The following is a 4910-nucleotide window of genomic DNA, read 5'->3' as shown; positions in this document are numbered from 1 at the left end:
GGCGGGCACGGCCAAGGAGTGCCGGCTCGGCGGCCTGGGCCGACGTGATCCCGGTCGTGGAGTGCACGCCGGCGATGATCCTGCAGGCCACCAAGGGCGTGCCGACGGCGGCCCGCGAGGACCAGCGGCGCCGCGCCGATCCGGACCCGGTCCGCCGGGACCCGGCCATCGACAACCACCGCCGTACGGTCGACATGGTCGACGCGTCGAGGATCGGGCGCCGGGCACTGGAACTGGCGCGGCCGTTCGCCTTGGAGTCGGTGCTGCTCGGTGATCCGTTCGTCACCGTCGACGAGGCGGTGGCACTCCGCGTCAGCCCGGTCTCCCGGACCTGCTCGCCGCCGGTGGCCTGGTCTCGCCGTACGCCCCCTCGGACGAGGCGACGAGCGGGATGGTGGATGCCCGCCCGCCTGCCTTGATGCCGGACGGCGCCACGCTGCTCGGACCTGCCCGACGTGTTGCTGACCCCGCACATCACGGGCTCGCCCGGCGGAGAGCTCGCGCGCCTAGGGCCTGTCCGTATCGGCCTGATCCGGGACCTTGGACCGGCCGGGCAGGGGTTCCCGTCCGCGCGCCCCGGCGCGTACGGTGCAGGAGGTCAGGCGGCCCTGGTGCGCGAGCCGACCCCTGCGTCCGCTGTCCGGTGCGGACTTCCTCTCATGAAGAAATCGACACGTCCGAAGAACGTCCGAAGAAATGGACACGTCGTAAATCGGTACGTCGACCATATTGACCCCACCTCTGCCGCGACTTAGCTTAAGTCGAAGTCAAAGTCGGAGCAGGTCGACTGCTGGTCGGCCATGGGTTCAGGTCCCAAGGGGGACCACCGGGCGACGGCCTCACAGGCGGGACGACCGCAGCAGGCCCTCTTCTGACACGAAAGTGAGCACTGGCCAATGAAGACCAGATTCGCCGCAGTCGCAGGCGCCACACTGGCCGCAACACTGGTTCTCGCCGCCTGCGGGGGAGGCGGCGGGGGCTCCGGCAGCGGATCGGCGCCGACCGGCGGCAAGGTCCGTCTGACCATGTGGGCCTGGGACCCGGGCATGGACAAGGTCGTCGCCCTGTGGAACTCGACGCACCCCGACATCCAGGTCGCCCTCAGCAACCCGGCCGGCGGTGACCAGCTCGTCAGCAAGATGATCACGGCGCACCAGGCGAAGACCGCCCCGGACATCGCGAAGGTCGAGTACCAGTCGCTGCCCGGCCTGGTGGCGAACGGCGTGGTCCGCGACATCACCGCCGAGACGAAGAAGGCGGTCACGGACTTCGACGAGGCGACGCTGGCCCAGACCCGCTTCCAGGGCAAGGTGTACGGCATCCCGCAGGACTTCGCCCCGCTGATGATGTTCTACCGGGCCGACCTGTTCAAGAAGTACGGCCTGAAGGTGCCCACCACCTGGCAGGAGTACGCGCAGGTGGCCGCGGAGCTGCACAGCAAGGCCCCCGACGCCTCGATGACCAACTTCGACGCCGCCGACCCCGGCTGGTTCACCGGCCTCACCCAGCAGGCGGGAGCGGACTGGTGGACCACGAAGGGCGACTCCTGGCACGTGGACATCAACGGCACGGCCAGTGACAAGGTCGCCGACTACTGGCAGGGCCTGGTCGACAAGGGGCTGGTGAAGAAGAACCCCTCCTTCTCCCCGCAGTGGAACAAGGAGATGAACAACGGCACCCTCCTCACCTGGATCTCCGGAGCCTGGGCCCCGGCGCAGATCGGCGGCATCGCCCCGTCGACCAAGGGGAAGTGGACCGCCGCGCCGCTCCCGGCCTGGACGGCGGGCGACACCAGCACCGGCATCTGGGGCGGCTCGGCCATCACGGTCACCACCGACTCCAAGCACCCCGCGGAGGCGGCGGAGTTCGCGAGCTGGCTCAACACCGACGACAAGGCGGTCACGGCCCAGGTCAAGAACATCAACATCTACCCGGCCTCGACCTCGGGGCGCGCCCTGCAGATCCTCGACCAGCCGCCGGCCTTCTTCCCGAACCAGCCGGACTACTACGCCGAGGTGAAGAAGGTCGCACCGGGCGCCCGCAGCTTCTCGATGTGGGGCCCGAATGTCACAGTGACCTTCTCCGCGTACCGGGACAGCTTCGGCGCGGCGCTGCAGTCCGGCAGCTCGTTCACCGGGGCGCTGGACACCATGCAGAACAACACCACGGCCGGCATGAAGAAGCTCGGGTTCACCCTGAACTAGGTCCTCCAGACAGGGCCTGGCCCGGGCGACCCGGCCGGCCCGGCCGCGGGCTCCTGACCCCCGCGCCGGGCGGCCGGGCCGGCATCGACCACCGAGACAACCAGTCACTGGCACCAGTCATTCACCGGCACCAACCATTCATCCGATGAGGACGACATCGATGGCGACAAGCATTTCGCGGCGGGGTCGCCGGGCGGGCCACAGCCGGCTGCCCTATCTGCTGGTCCTGCCCGCGATCCTGCTCCTCCTGCTGTTCGTGATCGCCCCCGGGGGCTACGCGCTGTTCCTCAGCTTCCAGCAGCGCAAGGTCGGCGGGGGCCTGCTGGGATCGGGCAGCAGAACGGTCTTCGCGGGTCTGGACAACTACTCCACCGTGATCCACGACACCGAGCTGTGGCACAGCCTGCTCCGGATGCTCCTGGTCGGCGCGATCACCGTACCGGCGACCGTGCTCCTCGCCCTGCTGTTCGCGCTCCTCCTGGACACGGCGCGAGCCCGGCTCACCCGGTTCGCACGGCTGGCCATCTTCCTGCCGTACGCGGTGCCCGGTGTCATCGCCACCCTCCTGTGGGGCTTCCTCTACCTGCCCGCGACCAGCCCCATCGGCGGACGGCACGTCGACTTCTTCGGCAGCTCGATGGTCTACGTCTCGGTCGCCAACATCGCGGTGTGGGGCGCGGTGGGCTTCAACATGGTGGTGATGTACACGTCCCTGCGCGCGCTGCCGCCGGAGATCTACGAGGCGGCCAGGATCGACGGAGCCTCGGAACTCCAGATAGCGCTGCGGGTGAAGGTCGCCCTGATCCGTCCCGCCATCGCCATGTGCACCCTGTTCACCGTCCTCGCCGCCCTGCAGCTGTTCAACGAGCCCAACACTCTGCAGCCGCTGTCGAACGCCATCTCCCTGACCTGGGTTCCCCTGATGAAGATCTACACCGACGCTTTCGTCGACTCCGACATCAACCTCGCGGCTGCCACCTCGGTCGTCTTCGCGGCCGGAATCCTCGCCGTCTCGGTGATCGTCGGACGCCTCGCGCAGACCTGGTGGGGCGCCGCCGGAGCCGCCGGCAAGGAGGGACGATGACCATCGACTCGCCCGCCCGTCCCGTGGTGTCCCCGTTGACCGCCGCCCGGACCGAACGCCCCCGCCGCAGACGGATCGCCCTGCTGCCCACCGTCGTGCTGCTGCTCGGAGCCGTCTACTGCCTGGTGCCGACGCTGTGGATCCTGATCGCGTCCACCAAGTCGCGCAGCGAGTTGTTCTCCACCGCGACCTATCTGCCGTCGTTCGGCTCGGGGCTGGTGGACAACGTCGCCGACCTCTCCTCGTACGACTCGGGCGTGTTCTGGCACTGGATGCTCAACAGCTTCCTGTACGCGGGAGTCGGCGGGTTCGTGGCCACCGCCGTCTCCGCCGCGACCGGCTACGCCATCGCCAAGTACCGCTTCCGGGGCCGCACCCTGCTCTTCAACACCATCCTGGCGGGCGTCCTGCTGCCGCAGGTCGTGCTGGCCGTGCCGCAGTACCTGCTGCTGGCCCGGGTCGGCATCACCGACAGCTACCCGGCGGTGATCCTGCCCCAGCTGTTCAACCCCTACGGCATCTACCTGTGCCGGATCTACGCGTCCGCCTCCGTACCCGACTCGCTGCTCGACGCCGGGCGGATGGACGGGGCGAGCGAGTGGCGGATGTTCTCCGCGATCGGGCTGCGGCTGATGGCACCCGGACTGATCACCGTCTTCCTGCTCCAGTTCATCGTCATATGGAACAACTTCCTGCTGCCCTTCGTCATGGTGACGAGCGACGACAAGTTCCCGCTGACGGTCGGCCTGTACAGCCTGCTGCGCCACGGCGCCAACCAGGCGTCCCTGTACTCACTGGTGATCACCGGCACACTGCTGTCCGTCATCCCCGTCATCGCGCTCTTCCTGTCCTTGCAGCGGTACTGGCGCATCGACCTGGTGACCGGTGGCCTGAAGTAGGCCGACGTACCCGCTCGCGACGACAAGGACCGGCCCGGTACGGCTGGCCGAGACGGCCCGCGAGACCCGGAAGTAGACCTTCGGCCCTGGGATCAGCCCATGTCGGGGTGCCGGTCGCGAACCGGGCTGACGAGCTGAGCTCGTCGACCTGCTGCTGCGCGTCGATGTAGTCGGCGAGCGCCGCGTCCGGCGCCTTCAGGGTGCGGCGGGTCATCGGGTGCAGTTCGGACTCGCGTCCGGCCGCCACCGCCCTGAAGGACAGGGCGACTTCGGCGGTGAATCGGCCAGGACCGTGACGATGGAGTTGAGCCGGGGGTCGATCCCCTCGATGCGCTCCAGACACCGCCGCACCACTTCCACCGAGGAGACCTGGCGCGTGCGGATCAACTCCGCCAACGCGGTCGCGTCCAGCCAGCCGATCTCGGCGGCACCCATTTGTTCACCCTCCGCCCATGCCACGATCATGGAAACCGCCGGGCCGTCGGTGAATCTCTCCGACGAGGGGCTGGCTTGCACCCCGGCCCCGGGCTTTCGCGTGGGAGAAACACTCCTCAGATGAAGGAGCGTATCGGCGCCTGTCCGCCTGTCCGTATCGAAGGCGGTAGCAGCGAGGTGGTCTCGCAGGCCGACGGCGTGCTGCCGGTCGGGACCGCCCGTAGGACCGGTCCGCACAGGGCGATATCGGCGGCGCTGACGCCGCCGCCGCCGCCGCGGCGGCGGCTT

General features: G+C 68.9%; 4 protein-coding genes and 1 pseudogene. 4 read left to right on the top strand and 1 reads right to left on the bottom strand.

Going from position 1 to position 4910, the window contains the following annotated elements; translation table 11 throughout:
* The 4 genes and pseudogenes from R6V09_RS45940 to R6V09_RS45925 form a co-directional block, all read left to right on the top strand.
* A pseudogene (locus R6V09_RS45940) lies at window positions 1–419 on the top strand (hydroxyacid dehydrogenase); the annotation flags it as partial.
* A 477-nt stretch (window positions 420–896) separates the two neighbouring features.
* Window positions 897–2204, top strand: a complete 1308-nt coding sequence (locus R6V09_RS45935) for an ABC transporter substrate-binding protein (protein WP_317887422.1) — start codon at window positions 897–899, stop codon at window positions 2202–2204.
* 160 nt (window positions 2205–2364) lie between these two features.
* Window positions 2365–3288, top strand: coding sequence for a carbohydrate ABC transporter permease (locus tag R6V09_RS45930; RefSeq protein ID WP_317887421.1), 924 nt, complete (start codon window positions 2365–2367; stop codon window positions 3286–3288).
* Window positions 3285–4187: a carbohydrate ABC transporter permease gene (locus tag R6V09_RS45925; RefSeq protein WP_317887420.1), complete on the top strand. Its 903-nt coding sequence runs from the start codon at window positions 3285–3287 to the stop codon at window positions 4185–4187. The genes R6V09_RS45930 and R6V09_RS45925 overlap by 4 nt, the downstream gene beginning before the upstream one ends.
* 210 nt (window positions 4188–4397) lie before the next feature.
* Here the strand turns inward: R6V09_RS45925 and R6V09_RS45920 are convergent, their stop codons facing one another.
* Complete coding sequence (locus R6V09_RS45920; RefSeq protein ID WP_317887419.1) at window positions 4398–4622, bottom strand: hypothetical protein; 225 nt, start codon at window positions 4620–4622, stop codon at window positions 4398–4400.
* Window positions 4623–4910: the final 288 nt, after the last annotated feature.

It is taken from the genome of Streptomyces sp. W16 (genome assembly GCF_033194735.1).
Classification (GTDB): domain Bacteria; phylum Actinomycetota; class Actinomycetes; order Streptomycetales; family Streptomycetaceae; genus Streptomyces.
Note: the sequence above shows the minus strand (reverse complement) of the source record. Positions and strands in the feature narration are given on the sequence as shown.

What these genes read in the sequence shown, in the direction of transcription:
- R6V09_RS45935 (WP_317887422.1), top strand. Translation starts at nt 897, where the DNA reads ATGAAGACCAGATTCGCCGCAGTCGCAGGCGCCACACTGGCCGCAACA.
- R6V09_RS45930 (WP_317887421.1), top strand. Translation starts at nt 2,365, where the DNA reads ATGGCGACAAGCATTTCGCGGCGGGGTCGCCGGGCGGGCCACAGCCGG.
- R6V09_RS45925 (WP_317887420.1), top strand. Translation starts at nt 3,285, where the DNA reads ATGACCATCGACTCGCCCGCCCGTCCCGTGGTGTCCCCGTTGACCGCC.
- R6V09_RS45920 (WP_317887419.1), bottom strand. Translation starts at nt 4,622, where the DNA reads ATGGGTGCCGCCGAGATCGGCTGGCTGGACGCGACCGCGTTGGCGGAG.